The following is a 17271-nucleotide window of genomic DNA, read 5'->3' on the forward strand; positions in this document are numbered from 1 at the left end:
TCACCGCCCCTGGAACTTCGGGGCGCGCTTCTCGTTGAACGCGGCCACGCCTTCGGCGAAGTCCTTGCTGGAGCGCAGCATCGCGTAGGCCTTGCGCTCCAGCTCGATCCCGCTGTACAGCGGGGCGTCGACGCCGCGGTCGAGGACCTCCTTGGCGGTGCGCGCGGCGAGCGGGGAGAACCCGACCAGCTTGGTCACGAGCTTCTCCACCTTGTCGTCGAGCTCCGCTCGATCGGCGGCCAGGTCGGCGACCAGTCCCCAGTCCTTGGCGTCGGCGGCGTTGATCCGGGACGCGGTCAGCACGTGGTACTTGGCGCGGGAGAGCCCGATCAGCCGGGCGAGGCGTTGCGTACCGCCCGAGCCCGGGATCATGCCGAGGTTCATCTCGGGCAGCGCGAACTGGCTGCGCTCGGTCGCCACGCGGATGTCCGAGGACAGCGCGAGTTCGAACCCGACGCCGAAGCAGTAGCCGTCGACGGCGGTGATGACGACCTTGGAGCTGCGGGAGGGCGCGGTCACGTTGTGGCCGAGGTCGGTGAAGTCGATCGGGTCGACCTCCATGAAGCCGGCGATGTCGCCGCCCGAGGAGAAGTGCTCGCCCTCGCCTCGGATGACCACGACCTGGATGTCGTCGTCGGCGTCGATCTCGGCGAACCGGTCGGCCATGACCTGCCGGGTCTCCCAGGTGATGATGTTGAACTTGCCGTGGTCAAGCGTCAGGTACGCGACCCGGCCGTCGTGGCCGCGGGTCAGCTTGATCTCGCCTCCGGTGAGGGCCATGTCGTCAGTTCTCCCCTTCTGTTCCTTCGAGCACCGCGGTATCCGTTGTCGCCGCGGTGAGCAGGCGGTGGATCACGTCGCCGTGGATCGGCAACGTGGTGATGTCGGCGCCGGACGGCGCGAGCGCGTCGGCGACCGCGTTGGCGATGGCCACGGGCAGGCTCATGCAGCTGCCTTCGCCGCAGCCCTTGGCGCCGAGGCGGGTCAGCGGCGAGGGTGTTTCCAAGTGGTCGCTGCGCAATTCGTAGCCGACCTCCGCTGTGGTCGGACACAGGTAGTCCATGAACGTCGCGGAGGTGGGCTGGCCGTTGTCGGAGTAGCGCATCTCCTCGTACATCGCGCCGCCGATGGCGTGCGCCAGGGCGCCGTGGACCTGTCCCTCCAGCAGCACCGGGTTCAGGATGGTGCCCGCGTCGTGCACTGTGGACACCAGCTCCAGGGTGAGCTCGTAGGTCTGCGGGTCGATCCGGCAGACCACGAGCTCGGCGACGAAGCCGTAGCACAGGCTGGAGTTGATTTGGTCGTCCCGGCTGGCGGCCTTGGCCTGCGGCGGCGTGAAGGCCGCCTCCTCGTACAACCGAGCCGAGGTGCCGTCCGGCAATGAACCGGGATCCCAGTGCACCACGCCCGCGGCGTGGCGGAACTCCACCGCTCTGGAGTGGTCCTCGCGGTGCCGGATCCGCCCATCGGCGAGTTCGAGTTCCTCCGGATCCAGTGCCAGCATCGACCCGGCCGCCGTCCGCATCGTGCGGGCGAGCCGGTCGCAGGCCTCGACCAGCGCGCTGGTCAGCAGCGGCGCGAACCTCGACGAGTAGCTGCCGGAGCTGATCGTCCACGGAGTGGTGGCCGTGTCCATCTCCACCACTGGCCGGACCTTCTCGAGCGGCAGTCCGAGCCTGTCGGCCACGACCTGCTGCGCGACCGTGGCGTGCCCCTGGCCTTGCGGGACGGTGCCCAGCAGGACCGAGACGACACCGTTGACGTCGACGCTGACCCGAACGTGCTCGGTGGAACCCGACTTCCCGCGCCCCGGTGGGCGTTCTTCGGCAGGAGTGGCCAGCCCCACGTACCCGATGTTGGTCGCCGACGGGTCGACGATGGTGGCCAGCCCGATGCCGAAGTGCTCGCCGCGCTCCCGCGCCTCCCGCTGGCGCTGCCGGAGAGCCGGGTAGTCGGCGTTCTTCAACGCCATGTCCAGGGCCTGCGGGTAGTCACCCGAGTCGTAGATGCCGCCGGTCGCCGTCTGGTACGGGAACGCGTCGGCCTGCACCAGGTTGCGCTGGCGGATCTCGGCGGCGTCGACGCCGCAGGTCGCGGCGATCTTGTCCATCAGCCGCTCCAGCCCGAAGTAAAGCTGCTGGCCGCCGAAACCGCGGTTGAGCCCGGTCGGTGTCTTGTTGGTCACCACCGCGCGCGAGCGGATCTGCACGGCTTCGACGTCGTAGGCGCCGGTGAGGTTGCCGAAGCAGCGGTAGAGCGTGCTCGGTTCCGGCGGGCGCAGGTAGGCGCCGACGTTGTCGACGAGATCCGCCCGCAGCGCCTGGACCTTGCCCTCGGCGCTGACCGCGGCTTCGAAGCGCATCGCCCGGTCCGAACCCGCTGAGCTGGCCAGCAGGTGTTCGCTGCGGTCCTCGGTCCAGCGCACGGGCCGTCCGACGTGCTTGCTGGCCAGCGCCATCAGCACCACGTAGGGGTAGATCCCGGCCTTGATGCCGAAGCTGCCGCCGTTGTCGGCGGGGATCATCAGCCGCACCCGCGAGGTCGGGACGCCCAGCGCTCCCGCGATCACCGGGACCATGGAGAACGGGCCGTGGAAGTTCGCCCAGGCCGCGATCGCCGGACCGTCCACTTCGTCCTGCCATTCGGCGATCACCGAGTAGCACTCCATCGGTGTCGACGAATAGCGCGGGAACCGGTACTCGCCGCTGACGACGTGATCGGCTGCGGCGAAGAGCTCGTCCACGGGTCCGAAGTGGAACGTGCGGTCGGTGGCGACGTTGCCGTCGGCGTCCTCGTGAAGCCGCGGCGCCTCGGGGCGCAACGCGGCCTCGACGTCGACCACCGGCGGCAGCGGTTCGTAGTCCACCGCGACCAGCTCGGCGGCGTCCTCGGCGGCGTAGCGGTCGGCCGCGACCACGACCGCCACGGGTTCGCCGACGAAGCGCGCCCGATCGGTCGCCGTCGGGTAGTACGGCATGGGCGTCTTCAGCGACAGCGGGAACGGGTTCAGCGCTTCGAGGACCTCGTCGGGTCCGATGACCGCCGCCACGCCGGGGTGCGAGCGAGCTCGGGTGAGGTCGACGCCGCGGATGCGGGCGTGCGGGTGCGGGCTGCGCACGATCGCCGCGGTCAACGTGCCGGGCAGCGGATCGAGGTCGTCGAGGAACCGGCCGCGCCCGGTCAGCAGGGCCGGGTCCTCGATGCGTGCCGTGGTGCGTGCAGGGGTCATCGAGGTGCTCACTTTCGCGATCCGATCGAAGCAGCGGACAGCTCTGCCAGCGGGTTGAACCGACCACCGGCGAGTTCGCGGCGCAGGATCTTGCCCACCGCCGACTTGGGGACCTCGGCGACCGCGACCACCTTCTTGGGCCGCTTGAGCGGCGGCAGCCCGGAGCCGGAACGGATGTAGGCGCTCAGCGCGGAGGCGGCGTCCTGCGGGGTCAGCCCCGCTGCGGGGACGAAGAACGCGGTGACGGCCTGCCCCCAACGGTCGTCCGGCATCCCGACGACCACGACGTCGGCGACCTCCGGGCAGCGGATCAGCGCGTCCTCGATCTCGTCGGGGTAGATGTTCTCGCCACCCGAATTGATCATGTCGTCGACGCGTCCGGAGACCCACAGGTCGCCGTCCTCGTCCGCGACGGCGAGATCGCCGGGGAAGTACCAGCCGCCGCGGATGGACTTCGCGTCGGCGTCGGGCCGGTTCCAGTACCCGGCGAACGCTTCCGGCGACTCCATCGAGATCGCGATCTGCCCCTGCTCGCCGGCACCGACCAGCGCGTCCGGCGTGGCCCGCGGGTGCGGGTCGACGAGGCGAACCCGCGTGAACACGCCGGGGCGTCCGGCGCATCCCGGTTTAGCCGCGACGTCCGGCCCGATGGTGAAGGTGTAGATCTCGGTGCTTCCGAAGTGGTTGACGAACACCTCGGGTTCGAGCGCGTCGACGAGCGACTCCGCCAGCGCGGGCGTCATCGCGGCTCCGGCGTAGGCGAGCTTGCGGACACCGGTCTCCCCCAGCCGGCCCGTGCCCAGCAGGCTCCAGTAGATCGTGGGTACCAGGTACAGCGCGGAGACCCGCTCGCGGGTGATCAGCTCCAGCGATTCCTCGGCGTCGAAGCGGACCTGCGGGACCCAGGTCCCGGCGCTGACCACGCTGGAGAGCAGGGTGCGCAGGCCCATCGTGTGGAACATGGGCATCACACCGAGGGTCGTCTCGAAGGGAGCCGACCGGCTCTGGTGCAGGTGCGCGACGGCGGCGTGGAACTCCGCCCGGTGCGTGCGCGGAACGCCCTTCGGCTTCCCGGTGGTGCCGGAGGTGTAGAGCATGACGCTCGTGTCGGAATCGCGGACCTGCACGTCGATCGCGCTCTCGGTCTGATCGGCGGCGAGTTCCAGCAGCGCTGCGACACCGGCCGGAGTGCCGTCACCGACGTGGGCGTGGGGCACGGGCTCGGTGAGTCGCAGCGCAGCGCTCGCCGTCTCGACCGTGGACTCATCGGTGACCAGCAACTTCGGTGCCGCATCGGACAAGCAGTAGGCGAGATCGTCAGCACCGAAGCGGAACGACAGCGGAACCGAGACGGCTCCGAGCTTCTGCGCGGCCAGGTGCAGCGAGGCCATCGGTTCGCCACCGGCGAGCAGGAACACGACCCTGTCGCCGTGCCCGACGCCGAGCTCGGCCAAGGCCCGAGCCAGCTGGTTGGTGCGGGCGTCCCACTCCGCGTAGGTCATCGAGAGCTCGCCGCCAACCGCACGTCTGGCGGGGTACCGCTCGGCGGTCCAGCTCAGCACTGTCCCGAGATCCATTCTCAGTCCTCTCGCAGCATCAGCGATGCGAAACAAGTCCGAAGCCGATCATCCGTTTCAAATCGTCTGAAACAGATGATTGGAAACGTACGGTAGGGTTTGGAGCGTGTCAACGGTTCGGCTTTCCACGACCTCGTACGTCGTGCTGGGGATGATCGCCATGCGCGGGCCTTCGACCTCGTACGACCTCAAACGGGCCATCGGCCACTCGGTGGGCTACTTCTGGCACTTCCCGCACGCCCAGCTCTACTCCGAGCCCAAGCGGCTCGAACAGCTGGGACTGCTCGAAGTCGAGGAGGAGGACGACGGCCGTCGCCGCCGCACCTACACGATCACCGACACCGGTCTCTCGGCTCTCCGCTCATGGCTGGCCGAGCCCACCGACCAGCACTACGAGCTGCGCGACATCGCCGAGATCAAGCTCTTCTTCAACGAGCTCGCCGAGCCCGACGACATCAAGCGGCTCGCGCAGGACCAGATCAAGCAGCACCAGGACCGCATCGCCGAGTACGAGCAGATGCAGGAGCGCTTCGGCCACGAGTCGGCCATCTCCCGACGCATGGTCACGCTCGGTCTCGGCCTGGAGATGGAGCACGCGGCCCTGCGGTTCTGGACCTCGCTGGCAGAACGCGCCGAGCGAGGCGAGTTCGAGGCTTAGCCCCGCGCGGGCCGATTGGCCGCTGCGTCCGCGAGCAGTTCCAGGAACAGAGCGGCAGGCGGTGACAGCGGGGTCCTGGCGCGGTGAACGATGCCCAGTTCCCGGGCAGCGCCCTCGTCGTCGATCGGGATCGTGACGGGATAGCCCGCGCCGGCGAGTTCCGGCAGCAACGAGACGCCCAGACCGCTGGCCACCATGCCCTGCAGCACCGACAGCTGGGTGGTCTCCACCGTCACCGTCGGCTCGAACCCGGCTCGGTTGCAGATCTGCTCCAGCAGCTCCCGCAGCCCGTAATCCCGTTGCATGGCGACGAACTTCTCGGACTTCAACTCGACCAGCGCTATTTCACTCCGGTCGGCCAGCGGGTGCTCCGGCGGGACCAGAGCGACGATCGGTTCGCGCACGATCGACCGGCCCACGAGTCCAGGCCGCGCCCAAGGGGCCCGGATCACCGCGAGGTCCAATCGCCCGTCCTCCACCATCCGCTCGAACTCGGCGGAGACGTTGTGCTCGGTGAGCCGGACCTCGACCTCCGGGTACTCGCGGCGGAAGTCCGCGAGCACTCCCGGCAGCAGCCCGGCGCCGACGCTGGGCAACACGCCGATCGACACCCGCCCGCCTTGCAGGCTGCGCACGGCGGCGGCACCCGCCCGCGCCCGGTCGAGGTGCGCCAACGCCTGCTGGACGTGGGCGACGAACTCCTCGCCGGCCGCGGTGAGCACCACCCTGCGGCCCAGCCGGTCGAAGAGGGCGACGCCGAGCTCCTTCTCGAGCTTGCGGATCTGCACCGACAACGACGGCTGGGCCAGGAAGAGGTCCTCGGCCGCTCGGCTGAAGCTCCCGGCGCGCGCGACCGCGAGCACGTAGCGCAGTTGGTGGAGCTCCATGCCGACATCATGCGCGAACGGACCGCCGATCGGTAGCCGACGGCGCGCTCCGCTCTCCGGACCACCGGGTCGCGTGCGGGTGCGGCAACGACAGGGCGTCCAGCGCGCGAGCGACCGTGTGGGTGACCATCTCGTCGATCGACGACGGCTGGGTGTAGAACGCCGGCACCGGCGGCATCAGCACCGCGCCCGCCTCCGCGGCCTGGGCCATCAGCCGGATGTGCCCGGGGTGCAGCGGTGTCTCGCGCAACATCAGCACGAGGGGCCTGCGCTCCTTCAACGTCACATCAGCGGCGCGCACCAGCAGGTTGTCGTCGAAGCTGTTGGCGATCGCCGACAGCGTCTTGATGCTGCACGGTGCGACGAGCATGCCGTCGGCCGGGAACGAGCCGCTCGCGATCGCCGCACCCAGGTCGTGCTCCGAGTGCGTCACCGACGCCCGCTCCCGCACGTCCGCGGCCGTCCAGGACGTCTCCTGCGCCAGAGTCGCCCGTGCGGCGCGGGTGACCACCAGGTGCGTCTCGACGCCCAGTTGTGCCAGCAGCTCCAGCGCGCGGACCCCGTAGATCACACCGGAAGCCCCGGTGATGCCGACGATGATCCGAGGTGGGAACTCGTCGGGGCGCATCACACGAACACCCCTCCGCCGTCCACCACGATCGTCTGCCCGGTCACGAAACCGCTGCCGTCCCCGCACAACCACACCACCGCGCCGACCAGGTCCTCGGGATCCATGGAACGCGGCACGGAACGCGTGGACTTCATGCGCTCCAAGTAGTTCGCATCGTTGATGTCGCGAGTGGCCGCGTCGTCGACCAAGCCGGGCGAGACGGCGTTCACCGCGATGCCCTCCGGTCCCAGCTCGCGCGCCGCGGCCCTGGTCAAGCCCTCGACCGCCGCCTTGGACGCCACGTAGTGCGCGAAACCGGCCGCCCCGGTCCGGGACACGACGGAGGCGATGTTGACGATCCGCCCGCCACCTCGCTCCCGCATGGCGGGGACGGCCGCGCGGATCGACTGCCAGCAGCCGCGAACGTTGACCCGCAGCACGAGGTCCCACTCGTCGTTGGTCAGCTCGGTGAGCGTCCTCTTCGGCCCCAGCGTCCGGTAGATCGCCGCGTTGTTGACCAGGCAGTCCAGGCCGCCGAACCGGTCACCGGCCAGTTCCACGACGCGCTGCAGGTCTTCGTCCGAGGTGATGTCGCAACCGGCGAAGACCGCTTGACCCGCACCTTGCGCCGTGGCCTTGTCCGCGATCTCCCGACCGGCTTCGGAGAAGCCGTCCAAGTCGGTGGCGACCACGTTCGCGCCCCGCCCGGTCAACGCCATGGTGTACGCAACACCGATATCCCCGGTCGCACCCGTGAGCAGCACGACCTTTCCGGCCAGGTCAGCACCCATTGCCGCACCCCTATCCATCCGTCCGGGCCCGCCAGGCGCTGGTGCCTCGCGGACGCCCTGTCCTCCACCGAGTCAAAGTCCTCGTGCGGGGTGCCGACAATGAGCGATGCCCTACTCCGACCATAGGCAATCCGTATGGGACGGTTTCCCGCTCCGCGCTAGTCGTTTTCGCGATGGCCTCATCGCGTTTCCGGGGGTTCTGCGCCTCCGCACGCGCCCGTAGCTTCTCGTCCACCTGGCAATGGGGCCGACGAGAAGAGGAAGAAACATGTCGAGTCGAGTGACGAGCTCGTCCCGCGAGGGGCCGTCGATCGCACCTGCGAGACTGGTTCGCAGACAGGTCCTGATCCTCGGAATGCTGCTCCTGATCGGCATCGTCAACTACCTGGACCGCTCGACGCTGGCGATCGCCAACAGCACCATCCGCAACGATCTCGGGCTCACCGCCACGGACATGGGTCTGCTCCTGTCGGCCTTCTCCTGGAGCTACGCGTTCGCTCAGCTCCCGGCCGGTCCGCTGCTCGACCGCTTCGGCGCCCGCACGGTCCTCGGCGTCGGACTGCTCGTGTGGTCGGTGGCGCAGGCCGCGGGCGGTTTGGCGCGCGGACTGGGTGCGCTGCTGGCATCGCGCGCGGTTCTGGGGTTGGGCGAGGGGCCGATGTTCCCCGCCAACGCCAAGGTCGTCTCGGAGAACTTCGCCAAGGAGAACCGGGGACTCCCGCTGGGCGTCACGACCTCGGCCTCCACGCTCGCACCGATGATCGCACCTCCGCTGCTGACCGGGCTGATGCTCGCGTTCGGATGGCGGGTGACCTTCGCGATCGCCGGGGGCTTGGGCATCGTGCTCGCCCTGGCCTGGATCGCGCTGTACCGGAATCCGCAGCAACTCGCCGAGGTCGACCAGGCCGTCGACGCGCGACACGGCACGAGCGCGTCGGAGAAGAGGCCTGCGTGGAGCTTCCGCGAGTGGGCGTTCCTGCTTCGCTTCCGCACGACGTGGGCCATGATCGGCGGCTTCGTCGGCGTCATCTACTCGATCTACCTCTACCTCACCTGGCTTCCCGCCTACCTGGAGTCCGAGCGCGGCCTGAGCATCGCCGACGTGGGGTGGGCGCTGGTGGTTCCCTACCTCGCGGGAACCGTGGGAATGCTGCTGGGCGGTGTGTTCGGAGACGCGCTGTCGCGCCGAACGACCAGGCAGACCCGTGCCCGCAAGGTTCCCGTCGTGCTCGGGCTCGCCGCCGGAGGTCTCTGCACGCTGCCCGCGGCTTTCGCGAGCAGCACGGTGGCCGCGATCGCGTGGATCTGCCTGGCGCAGTTCTTCCTGAACATGGCATCCGCCGGTGCCTGGACGATGGCCGCGACCATGACCGACGAGCGGTCGACCGGGTCGCTGGGCAGCCTGCAGAACTTCGGCGGCTACTTCGGCGGTGCGTTCGCTCCGCTCATCACCGGCATCCTGGTCGACCGGACCGACGACTTCGTGGCGGCGCTGGTGATCGCCAGCACCGTGGCGGTTCTGGCCGCCTTCCTGTACGCCTTCGGGGTCAACAAGCCGATCCCCGCCTATTCGGACCACGCCGTCGGGGGTCGACCATGACCTACGCGCACGACCTCTACGCCGGATCGACGGTGCTCGTCACCGGCGGGACCAGCGGTTTGGGGGCAGCGACGGCCGAGGCGTTCGCGGCCCTCGGGGCCGACGTGATCGCGGCAGGGCTCAACAGCGACGCGTTGCCACCGGCACCCGGGGTGCGCGGCGTCGAGCTGGACGTCACCGATCAGGACGCCGTCGGCAACCTGTTCGCCTCGGTGCAGCGCCTCGACGTGCTCGTGAACTGCGCAGGGGTGATCCGGCGCGACGACGAGTTCGACACCGCGGTCTTCGAAGCTGTGCTGGACGTCAACCTCACCGGCACCATGCGCACGAGCATGGCCGCGGTGCCGCTCTTGCGGGAAACGTCGGGTTGCATCATCAACACCGCCTCGATGCACAGCTTCGTCTCGGGCCCGCGCGTGCCCGCCTACACGGCCAGCAAGGGCGGCGTCGCCCAACTCACCAAGGCGCTGGCCAACTCGTTCGCCGGCGACGGGGTGCGCGTGAACGCGGTCGCTCCTGGGTGGATCTCCACTCCCCTGACCAGCGAGGTCGAGTCCTCCGAGGCGGGCGCCGCCATCCGCTCGCGGACACCGATGGGCCGGTGGGGCCGACCCGACGAGGTCGCCGACGCCGCCCTGTTCCTCGCCAGCCCCGCAGCACGCTTCATCACCGGGGCGATCCTCGCCGTCGACGGCGGCTACCTGGTGCGCTGAAGCAAACCCTTTCCGCCACAACGACGTTCAACCGAGGAGTGACCATGTCAGAACCGGCCATCATCAAGGAATCACCCGACGTCCCGCTGGAGATCTCGGTCGGCGCCATCCCCGAGGACGACCGGGTCTGGGTTCCCCAAGCGCCCGGCGTCTTCTTCCGCCCGCTGCTGATCAACACGATCACCGGGCAGTGGTGCAACCTGCTGAAGGTCACCCGCTCCGGCATCGTGTCCCGGCACCGGCACCCCGGAATCGTCGTCGGCTACGTCATCAAGGGCCAGTGGAAGTACGACGAGCACGAATGGACCGCCCACCAGGGCGGTTTCGTCTACGAACCACCGGGCGAGATCCACACGCTGCGCGTGCCGGACGACTGCTCGGAGATGGTGACGTTCTTCAACATCACCGGCGCGATGATCTACGTGGACGAGGAAGGCCGGCAGATCGGATACGAAGACGCCTTGACCAAGCTGGACATGTGCCGCGAGCATTACGCGAACGTCGGCCTCGGCGCGGACTACGTCGACCAGTTCCGCCGCTGAGCACAGCAGGTGGAGGAAGGTGCCGTGGTCCTCAGCGACCGGTTGGCCGGGCTCAAGGTCGATCGACTCCGCAGCTTCCTGGCGGTCGTGCGCCACGGGAGCTTCTCCGCGGCCGGGGACGCGCTCTTCCTCTCCCAGCCTCGCGTCAGCAGCCACATCGGTGACCTGGAACGGCTCTTCGGGACACAGCTGTTCGACCGGAGCCGGCACCCCATCACCCTGACCGAGAGCGGCCGCCGCCTGCTGCCGCACCTCCAGGCGGCGGTTGAAGCGCTGGGTGCCGCTGTCCACGACGCAGGAGACGTGGACAGCGGCACGCTGGGCGGGCTCGTCACGATCGGCATGTACCCGTCGGCAGCAGCGCACCTCTACGGCGACCTCGTGCGGGAGATGAACCGCACCCAGCCGGGCGTCGAGGTGGTCCTGTGGGAAGGATCGACGCTGGAGCTCGAGGTGGCGCTGCAGACCGGTGACATCGACCTGGCCGTGCGCCCCGCCCTCCCCGCACCGGACAACGCCGATCGCGTGGTGTCCCGGACGTTGTGGCGCGAGCCGCTGGTCGCGGTCCTGCCCCGCGACCTGCTGCCATCGGCACCTCCGGTGGTCCGGATCGGCGATCTCGTCGACCAGCCGATCATCACCATCGGCTCTCCCCAAGGCCCGGCCCGCTCCACGCACGGCTTCGAGTCCACAGCCGCGCTGGAGGCCGCCGGGATCCTCGACGCGGTCGCCTACCGCACCAATCAGCCGCAGACCCTGGTCGGCCTCGTCAAGGCCGGTCACGGCATCGGGATCACGAACCTCCTGGCCGTGCGCACGAGCAACCGCGAAGACGTGCACGTCGCCCGCCTCGAGGGCGAGGGATGCAGCCGCGAAGTCGCTCTCTGGTGGCGAGGCGGTGGCCGTCCGCCCGCCGCGGTCGAGGCCGTGATCGATGCGTGCGAACGCCTCCCCAAAGCACCCATCACCATCGCGAAGCACACGGACTCCCGTTGACAGTGGAGTTGGGGGCAGGCCGAGTCAGGATGTTCGAGCTCGTGTGAAACACGTTCGAGCAGCATTCACCTTTCGGCACTCGTGGTACGAGATCTTCGACAACGGCGCCACTTTCGTCGTAGCGGAAGTGCGCACCGGTCCCATGAGTGGAAGTCTGGGCATGACCTGCTCGACGGTTTCTCGACCGGCCACGAAGGGCCCGCTGTACGGGGCCCTCCCGGTCCGATGCTGCTCACCCGGGGCCCCGAACAGTGAGGTGCGGGGCCGAGTGCGCACCACGCGGTTGGTCGGAGAAGCCGATCCTCAAGAGGAGCAACGATGAAGTCCATTCCCCTGTGGATGGCCGTTCCGGTGACCGTCGCCGTGGCTCTGCCTTTCGGCCTGTGGCTGGGCACGTGGTCGCTGCCGTTGTGGCTGGCGTTCATCGTGTGGGCCGAGTACTTCGCCCTGGGCGGCAAACCGGCGGTGCTCCGCACCGTGGTCCCGTCGTTCCTGAGCGGCGTCGTCAGCGCGGCAATCGCGCTGATCTTCTCGCTGCTCGTCGGCACGGTCGTGGGCGACGCCGCGATCGTCGCGAGCGGTGACGTGGCGTGGTTGATCGGCCTGCCGGTGGCCCTCATCCCGCTCATCTACGTGATGCAGTACCTGCCGTTCGCGCGGGACACCGGGAGCCTCCCCTTCTTCAACGGCCTGTCCATGGGCCTGGCCACGTACTTCATCGGGATCTACACGAACTTCGGGGGGCTGTCGCTGCCCGCCGACAGCGTGCTGCTGCCGCTGATCACCTCGGTGCCCGCAGTGCTGGGCGGGATGCTCGGCGCCTTCCTCGGGTGGTTCAACGTCGCCATCATGACGCCGTTCGGCCGCCGCGCAGCCCAGCCGGCCGAATCGGTCGTCGACGCCTGACTTCCGCACGCCCGCAACCGATCAGCTGATGGGGCGCGCGCTCCTGCGGCCTACGCGATTTGCAGTACCCCGTCGGTCTTGTGGGCATGTGCCCTGCGGAGCTGGGTGTCCAGCCCCGCAGGGCACTTGTCCTCGGCAGTTCGCATCTTCCGGGATCACGGGCCTCCTCGGCCGCGATGCGACGCGGACCGTCACGGCATGAGGGCGACGAACCGCCAGTCGAGCACCTCGCGAGGCTCCGGGGCGTCGGCGGTGACGCGCGATCGCAGGTGCGCCAATCGGCCCGCGCGCAACGGTTCCAGCCGCTCGACGGTGATCGTGCTGCGCAGCGTGTCGCCCTCGAACACCGGGCCGAGGTGGTCGCAGCTGTGCCAGCCGGTCACGGTGGCGATGCCGGTGAGGGCCCGCGTCGCCTGGGCCAGCGCGAGGCCGATGGTGTGGCCGCCGTAGACCAGCCGACGACCGCCGCCGGCCGCGGCGTCGTGGTGCACCTTGGCGACGTTGAGCGTGAGCCGCGCCAGTTCGGGCGCGCTGGAGACGACGTCGCCGCCACCGACCTCGATCACCTGACCTTCGGTCAGCTCGGCCGAACCGGGGCCACGTCCGCGAAGCGGTTCGAGGTCCCACCCGTCCGCCACGGCCGTCAGCGACTCGTCCGACGCCGCCGCACCGACGGCGTCGAGGTCGTCCGCGTGGCCCGTGCGCGCTTCCGGGTCGCGCAGCGGCAGCATGGCGCAGCGCCAGAAGTCCAGCACGGGTCGACCGCTCTGGTCGGCGGTGATGATGCGCAGCGCGGCGAGCCCGGTGGGCCAGCGGCCTTCGCGCGCCCGGTTCTGGCGCAGAGCAACGACTTCTGCGCGGCTGCGCAGCGTGTCACCCAGGTGCGGCGCGCGGCGGAACACCAGTCCGCGGTAGAACAGGTTGGCCTTCACGTGGTGCGTCGCCGCGGTGGACTGGCCGATCGCCACGTCCCACACCAGCGCGGGAGAGGCGAGAGCGGGCGCGCCCGTCACCGAGACCGAAAGCCCGTCGTCCAGCGGCAACGCCAGGCGTTCGCCGGTGATCGAGCGGTGCGCGTGCGCCAGCCCCGAGGTCAGCGTCAGTCCGGGAGCGGAGTCGAAGACCTGTCCGACGCTCAGCTCGTCGAAGTACGGCCCTTCAGCGATCATGCCGCACCCGCCTTGGCCAGGGTGCGTCGAGCAGCGACGGCGAGGGCCTCGTCGATCATCTGCCCGTCCAGTTCCACGGCGCCGCTCGCGTCACCGTGCGCGGTCGCGAGCGCGTCGAGCACTCGGCGAGCGTTCTGGATCTCCCCGTCGTCCGGGGTGAACGCGTTGATGACCGGTGGCACCTGCCGGGGGTGGATGACCCACTTGCCGTCGAAGCCGAGGCTCACCGCGCACTCGACCTCTGCGGAGAAGTCCTCGCCGGTTCCGACGCCGAGGTGCGGGCCGTCGACCGCAGCGATCCCGGCGGCGCGGGCTGCGGCCAGCACGGCGTGCTGCGAGGGCAGCCAGGCGCCCGGGAAAGGGTTGCCGCTGCGGCCCAGCGACGCGGCGAGGTCGGCGTAGCCGAGGATCACCGCGCGCAAGCGGTCCGAACCCGCTGCGATCTCGGTGACGCGGGTCAGCCCGGTCGCGGTCTCGATCAACGCCTGCAGCTCCAGCGGTTCGGACCTCCCCGCCGCCGCTTCGACACCCGTCAGCAACCGATCGGCGAACGCGACGTCGCCGACCGTCTCGACCTTGGGCAGGACGAGGGAGAACGGAACACCGCGGACGCGTGCGCAGGCCTCGACATCGGCGTGGCACCACGGTGAACCGGGCGGGTTGACCCGAACCGCGAGCGCGACGCCGGGATCGTCGGCCGCGGCGAGCCACTCCACCACCCGCTCCCTCGCGGCCGCTTTCCCCTGTGGCGGAACGGAATCCTCCAGGTCCAGCACCACCTCGTCAGCGCCGGCGCGAACGGCCTTGTCGATCTTGCCAGGATCGGTTCCCGGCACGGAGAGGCAGCAGCGCCGCGGCCGGAATCCCGTCGTGTTGTCCATGTCCTCGTTCCTCCAGGTCGTCACCGCTCCCGAAATGGCCGAGCGGCTCGCGAGCAGTGGCCGCGTCGCGCCGGAAACGCGTTCTCAGCCGCGGGTCTTGTACTCGCGCAGCAATCCCCGGCTGATGATCGTCTTCTGGATCTCGCTGGTCCCCTCGCCGATGAGCAGGAACGGCGCCTCGCGCATCAGCCGTTCGATCTCGTACTCCTTGGAGTAGCCGTAGCCGCCGTGGATGCGGAACGCCTCCTGCGTGACGTCCGCGCAGTACTCGCTGGCGAGCAACTTCGCCATGCCCGCCTCGACGTCGTTGCGCTCGCCCGAGTCCTTCAGCCGCGCAGCGTTGACCATCATCAGGTGCGCGGCCTCGACCTTCGTGGCCATCTCGGCGAGCTTGAACGAGATCGCCTGGTGCTGCGCGATCGGCTTCCCGAAGGTCTGCCGCTGCTGGGCGTAGTCGACGGCGAGCTCGAAAGCCCGGATCGCGATTCCGCACGCCCGCGCCGAGACGTTCACCCGACCGACCTCGATGCCGTCCATCATGTGCGAGAAGCCCTTGCCCGGCTCACCACCCAGGACCTGGTCCGCGCCGATCTCGAACCCGTCGAACACGGCCTCGGTCGTGTCGACTCCCTTGTAGCCCATCTTGTCGATCTTGCCCGGGATGGTCAGTCCCGGCGCCACCTCGCCGAACCCCTCGGGCTTCTCCACCAGGAACGTCGTCAGGTTCTGGTGCGCCTTCGCCGCGCCCTCGTCGGTCTTGGCCAGCAGCGCGATCAGGTTCGAGGAGCCACCGTTCGTCAGCCACATCTTCGACCCGTCGATGGTGTAGGAGTCGGCGGAGCGCTTGGCCCTGGTCTTGATCGCCGCCACGTCCGACCCCGTGTCGGGCTCCGACATCGAGAACGAGCCCCGCACCTCGCCGGTGGCCATCCTGGGAAGGTGGTGTTGCTTCTGCTCCGGCGTCCCGTGCCGGGAGATCATGTGCGCCACGATGAAGTGCGTGTTGATCACGCCCGAGACGCTCATCCAACCGCGTGCGATCTCCTCGACGACCAGCGCGTAGGTCAGCAGCGATTCGCCCAGCCCCCCGAACTCCTCGGGAATGGTGATCCCGAACAGCCCCATCTCCTTCATGCCCTCGACGATCTCCGCCGGGTACTCGTCCGATCTCTCCAACTGCTGCGCGTGCGGGATGATCTCCTTGTCCACGAAGGACCGGACCGTGGAAAGGATCTCCGACTGCACGTCCGTGAGCCCGGACGTCTGAGCCAGCTTGGCCATTCTTCCTCCTGGCGAGGTTCGTCAGTTCTGGGTCGTCGCGGCGGTCCGACGCATCAGGTCGCGGGCGACGCATCCTCGACCGGCTTCGAAGTCGGGGGATGCGAGCCCAATCCACGCCGCGCCGTCTCCGGCGCGCACCAGCCACCGACCAGCGTGATGAGGCCGAGACCGATCACGTACAGCGCTACCGGCCACGGTGCTCCGCCGGTGGCGGTGGAAAGCGCGACGGCGAGGAACGGTGCGAATCCGCCGAAGACCACGGCCGCTGCCTCGCGGCTGATCGCGGCGCCGCTGTAGCGGGCCCCGGTGCTGAACAGCTCGGAGAGCAGCACGCCCTGCACGCCGAAGGCGATGCCGACGCTGCCGCCCTGCGCCATCGCCATCGCGAGCACGGCGAGCACGGGCTGGCCGGTGTCGACGAGCCAGAAGAACGGGAACGCGAACGCGATCGCGAACCCGGCCCCGGTCATCAGGACCGGTCGGCGGCCGAAGCGGTCGGAGGCCAGACCGGCCAGCGGTGCCGTGATCATCACCGTGACACCGGCGATCACCAGCCCCAGCGTGCCGAGACCCGGCGAGTACTCCTTCTCGTCCAAGTAGGACAGCGCGAACACCTGGTAGAGGTGACTCAGCGCGAGCGGCGCGGCGACCAGCGCGGCGACGAGGACCATGCTGCGCCACTGCGTGCGCAGCACCGTCCGCAACGGCCCCGGGTTGCCGTCCCCGGCGATCTCGCGTTCGAACTCCGGGGTCTCGTCCAGCCGCGCGCGGATCCACAGCCCCAGCGCGACCAGCACCAGGCTGGCCAGGAACGGGATGCGCCAGCCCCAGGACGCGAACTGCTCGTCGGTGGTCAGCGCGGTGACGAGCAGGACCGCGGCGGAGGACAGGACCATGCCGAGGTACACGCCCGCCGCCGACAGGGAACCGTAGAGGCCGCGCCGGTTCGGCGGCGCGTACTCGACGGCGAAGACCGACGCGCCGCTGTACTCCGCACCCGATCCCATGCCCTGCAGCAACCTCGTGACGACGAGCAGGATCGGGGCCCCGACGCCGATGGTGGCGTGCGACGGGATGAGGGCCATCGCCGTGGTCGCCAGGCCCATCACCAGCACGGTGGCCACCAGGGCCGGACGACGTCCGTACTTGTCCCCGATGCGGCCGAAGACGACCGCGCCGACGGGTCGTGCGACGAAACCGGCGCCGAACGTCGCCAGCGACAGCAGCACCGCGACGGTCGGGTCCTGCGAGGGGAAGAAGACCTCGCCGAACACCAGCGCGGCCGCCGCGCCGAAGAGGAAGTAGTCGTACCACTCCAGCGCGGAACCGAGCAGCGCGGCGCCGGCGACGCGGCGGAGCACCGCCCGGTCCGGCACGCCGGACGCGGCGGGAGGGGGTGGCGGTTCCAGTTCGTCTGACATCGAACTACTC

General features: G+C 69.5%; 16 protein-coding genes. 6 read left to right on the forward strand and 10 right to left on the reverse strand.

What is annotated here, in order from left to right:
• From AB0J78_RS20930 to AB0J78_RS20940, 3 genes are read right to left on the reverse strand one after another with little or no spacing between them, the layout of a single operon-like run.
• Entirely contained in the window at positions 1 to 780 is a 780-nt protein-coding gene (locus AB0J78_RS20930; protein ID WP_125089099.1) for an enoyl-CoA hydratase/isomerase family protein, read from the reverse strand.
• Positions 781 to 784: 4 nt separating this feature from the next.
• Positions 785 to 3229: a xanthine dehydrogenase family protein molybdopterin-binding subunit gene (locus AB0J78_RS20935; protein ID WP_363791446.1), complete on the reverse strand. Its 2445-nt coding sequence runs from the start codon at positions 3227 to 3229 to the stop codon at positions 785 to 787.
• Between the two features lie 8 nt (positions 3230 to 3237).
• The gene (locus AB0J78_RS20940) at positions 3238 to 4806 is read right to left on the reverse strand and encodes a class I adenylate-forming enzyme family protein (protein WP_363791448.1); all 1569 of its coding nucleotides are present in this window, start codon (positions 4804 to 4806) and stop codon (positions 3238 to 3240) included.
• 106 nt (positions 4807 to 4912) lie between these two features.
• Between AB0J78_RS20940 and AB0J78_RS20945 the strand changes: the two genes are divergently transcribed.
• Positions 4913 to 5464 (forward strand): PadR family transcriptional regulator, encoded by a 552-nt coding sequence (locus AB0J78_RS20945; protein ID WP_233576050.1) that lies wholly within the window; start codon positions 4913 to 4915, stop codon positions 5462 to 5464.
• On the opposite strand, the gene AB0J78_RS20950 is transcribed toward AB0J78_RS20945, so the two are convergent.
• The 3 genes from AB0J78_RS20950 to AB0J78_RS20960 are packed head-to-tail and all read right to left on the reverse strand — an operon-like array spanning position 5461 to position 7752.
• The gene (locus AB0J78_RS20950) at positions 5461 to 6351 is read right to left on the reverse strand and encodes a LysR family transcriptional regulator (protein WP_210970940.1); all 891 of its coding nucleotides are present in this window, start codon (positions 6349 to 6351) and stop codon (positions 5461 to 5463) included. The two genes, AB0J78_RS20945 and AB0J78_RS20950, sit on opposite strands and share 4 nt — an antisense overlap.
• Before the next feature lie 7 nt (positions 6352 to 6358).
• The gene (locus AB0J78_RS20955; RefSeq protein WP_363791451.1) at positions 6359 to 6979 is read right to left on the reverse strand and encodes a UbiX family flavin prenyltransferase; all 621 of its coding nucleotides are present in this window, start codon (positions 6977 to 6979) and stop codon (positions 6359 to 6361) included.
• Complete coding sequence (locus tag AB0J78_RS20960) at positions 6979 to 7752, reverse strand: SDR family oxidoreductase (protein ID WP_363791453.1); 774 nt, start codon at positions 7750 to 7752, stop codon at positions 6979 to 6981. Before AB0J78_RS20960 ends, AB0J78_RS20955 begins: the two co-directional genes overlap by 1 nt.
• 268 nt (positions 7753 to 8020) lie before the next feature.
• Here AB0J78_RS20960 and AB0J78_RS20965 point away from each other — a divergent pair, with 268 nt between their 5' ends.
• From AB0J78_RS20965 to AB0J78_RS20985, 5 genes are all read left to right on the forward strand, one after another.
• On the forward strand, positions 8021 to 9352 hold the full coding sequence (locus AB0J78_RS20965; RefSeq protein WP_363791454.1) for an MFS transporter: 1332 nt from the start codon (positions 8021 to 8023) through the stop codon (positions 9350 to 9352).
• Positions 9349 to 10065 (forward strand): SDR family oxidoreductase, encoded by a 717-nt coding sequence (locus AB0J78_RS20970; RefSeq protein WP_363791456.1) that lies wholly within the window; start codon positions 9349 to 9351, stop codon positions 10063 to 10065. Before AB0J78_RS20965 ends, AB0J78_RS20970 begins: the two co-directional genes overlap by 4 nt.
• Before the next feature lie 44 nt (positions 10066 to 10109).
• A complete protein-coding gene (locus tag AB0J78_RS20975; RefSeq protein ID WP_363791458.1) occupies positions 10110 to 10607 on the forward strand; it encodes a 2,4'-dihydroxyacetophenone dioxygenase family protein in 498 nt (165 codons plus the stop codon).
• Positions 10608 to 10631: 24 nt separating this feature from the next.
• Entirely contained in the window at positions 10632 to 11603 is a 972-nt protein-coding gene (locus tag AB0J78_RS20980; RefSeq protein ID WP_363791460.1) for a LysR family transcriptional regulator, read from the forward strand.
• A 318-nt stretch (positions 11604 to 11921) separates the two neighbouring features.
• The gene (locus AB0J78_RS20985; RefSeq protein WP_363791462.1) at positions 11922 to 12509 is read left to right on the forward strand and encodes a DUF1097 domain-containing protein; all 588 of its coding nucleotides are present in this window, start codon (positions 11922 to 11924) and stop codon (positions 12507 to 12509) included.
• 191 nt (positions 12510 to 12700) lie between these two features.
• On the opposite strand, the gene AB0J78_RS20990 is transcribed toward AB0J78_RS20985, so the two are convergent.
• The 4 genes from AB0J78_RS20990 to AB0J78_RS21005 form a co-directional block, all read right to left on the reverse strand.
• Complete coding sequence (locus AB0J78_RS20990) at positions 12701 to 13678, reverse strand: MaoC family dehydratase (RefSeq protein WP_363791464.1); 978 nt, start codon at positions 13676 to 13678, stop codon at positions 12701 to 12703.
• Positions 13675 to 14559, reverse strand: a complete 885-nt coding sequence (locus tag AB0J78_RS20995) for a CoA ester lyase (protein ID WP_363791466.1) — start codon at positions 14557 to 14559, stop codon at positions 13675 to 13677. The genes AB0J78_RS20990 and AB0J78_RS20995 overlap by 4 nt, the downstream gene beginning before the upstream one ends.
• An 84-nt stretch (positions 14560 to 14643) precedes the next feature.
• A complete protein-coding gene (locus AB0J78_RS21000; protein WP_363791468.1) occupies positions 14644 to 15840 on the reverse strand; it encodes an acyl-CoA dehydrogenase family protein in 1197 nt (398 codons plus the stop codon).
• A 53-nt stretch (positions 15841 to 15893) separates the two neighbouring features.
• The gene (locus AB0J78_RS21005) at positions 15894 to 17261 is read right to left on the reverse strand and encodes an MFS transporter (RefSeq protein ID WP_363791471.1); all 1368 of its coding nucleotides are present in this window, start codon (positions 17259 to 17261) and stop codon (positions 15894 to 15896) included.
• Between the last annotated feature and the right edge of the window lie 10 nt (positions 17262 to 17271).

Source organism: Saccharopolyspora sp. NPDC049426, assembly GCF_040676935.1.
Taxonomy (GTDB): domain Bacteria; phylum Actinomycetota; class Actinomycetes; order Mycobacteriales; family Pseudonocardiaceae; genus Saccharopolyspora.

Excerpts from the sequence above, each read along its gene's own strand:
- AB0J78_RS20970 (WP_363791456.1), top strand. The coding sequence starts at position 9,349 with ATGACCTACGCGCACGACCTCTACGCCGGATCGACGGTGCTCGTCACC.
- AB0J78_RS20990 (WP_363791464.1), bottom strand. The coding sequence starts at position 13,678 with ATGATCGCTGAAGGGCCGTACTTCGACGAGCTGAGCGTCGGACAGGTC.
- AB0J78_RS20995 (WP_363791466.1), bottom strand. The coding sequence starts at position 14,559 with ATGGACAACACGACGGGATTCCGGCCGCGGCGCTGCTGCCTCTCCGTG.
- AB0J78_RS20935 (WP_363791446.1), bottom strand. The coding sequence starts at position 3,229 with ATGACCCCTGCACGCACCACGGCACGCATCGAGGACCCGGCCCTGCTG.
- AB0J78_RS20955 (WP_363791451.1), bottom strand. The coding sequence starts at position 6,979 with ATGCGCCCCGACGAGTTCCCACCTCGGATCATCGTCGGCATCACCGGG.
- AB0J78_RS20960 (WP_363791453.1), bottom strand. The coding sequence starts at position 7,752 with ATGGGTGCTGACCTGGCCGGAAAGGTCGTGCTGCTCACGGGTGCGACC.
- AB0J78_RS21005 (WP_363791471.1), bottom strand. The coding sequence starts at position 17,261 with ATGTCAGACGAACTGGAACCGCCACCCCCTCCCGCCGCGTCCGGCGTG.
- AB0J78_RS20975 (WP_363791458.1), top strand. The coding sequence starts at position 10,110 with ATGTCAGAACCGGCCATCATCAAGGAATCACCCGACGTCCCGCTGGAG.
- AB0J78_RS21000 (WP_363791468.1), bottom strand. The coding sequence starts at position 15,840 with ATGGCCAAGCTGGCTCAGACGTCCGGGCTCACGGACGTGCAGTCGGAG.
- AB0J78_RS20940 (WP_363791448.1), bottom strand. The coding sequence starts at position 4,806 with ATGGATCTCGGGACAGTGCTGAGCTGGACCGCCGAGCGGTACCCCGCC.
- AB0J78_RS20930 (WP_125089099.1), bottom strand. The coding sequence starts at position 780 with ATGGCCCTCACCGGAGGCGAGATCAAGCTGACCCGCGGCCACGACGGC.
- AB0J78_RS20985 (WP_363791462.1), top strand. The coding sequence starts at position 11,922 with ATGAAGTCCATTCCCCTGTGGATGGCCGTTCCGGTGACCGTCGCCGTG.
- AB0J78_RS20950 (WP_210970940.1), bottom strand. The coding sequence starts at position 6,351 with ATGGAGCTCCACCAACTGCGCTACGTGCTCGCGGTCGCGCGCGCCGGG.
- AB0J78_RS20965 (WP_363791454.1), top strand. The coding sequence starts at position 8,021 with ATGTCGAGTCGAGTGACGAGCTCGTCCCGCGAGGGGCCGTCGATCGCA.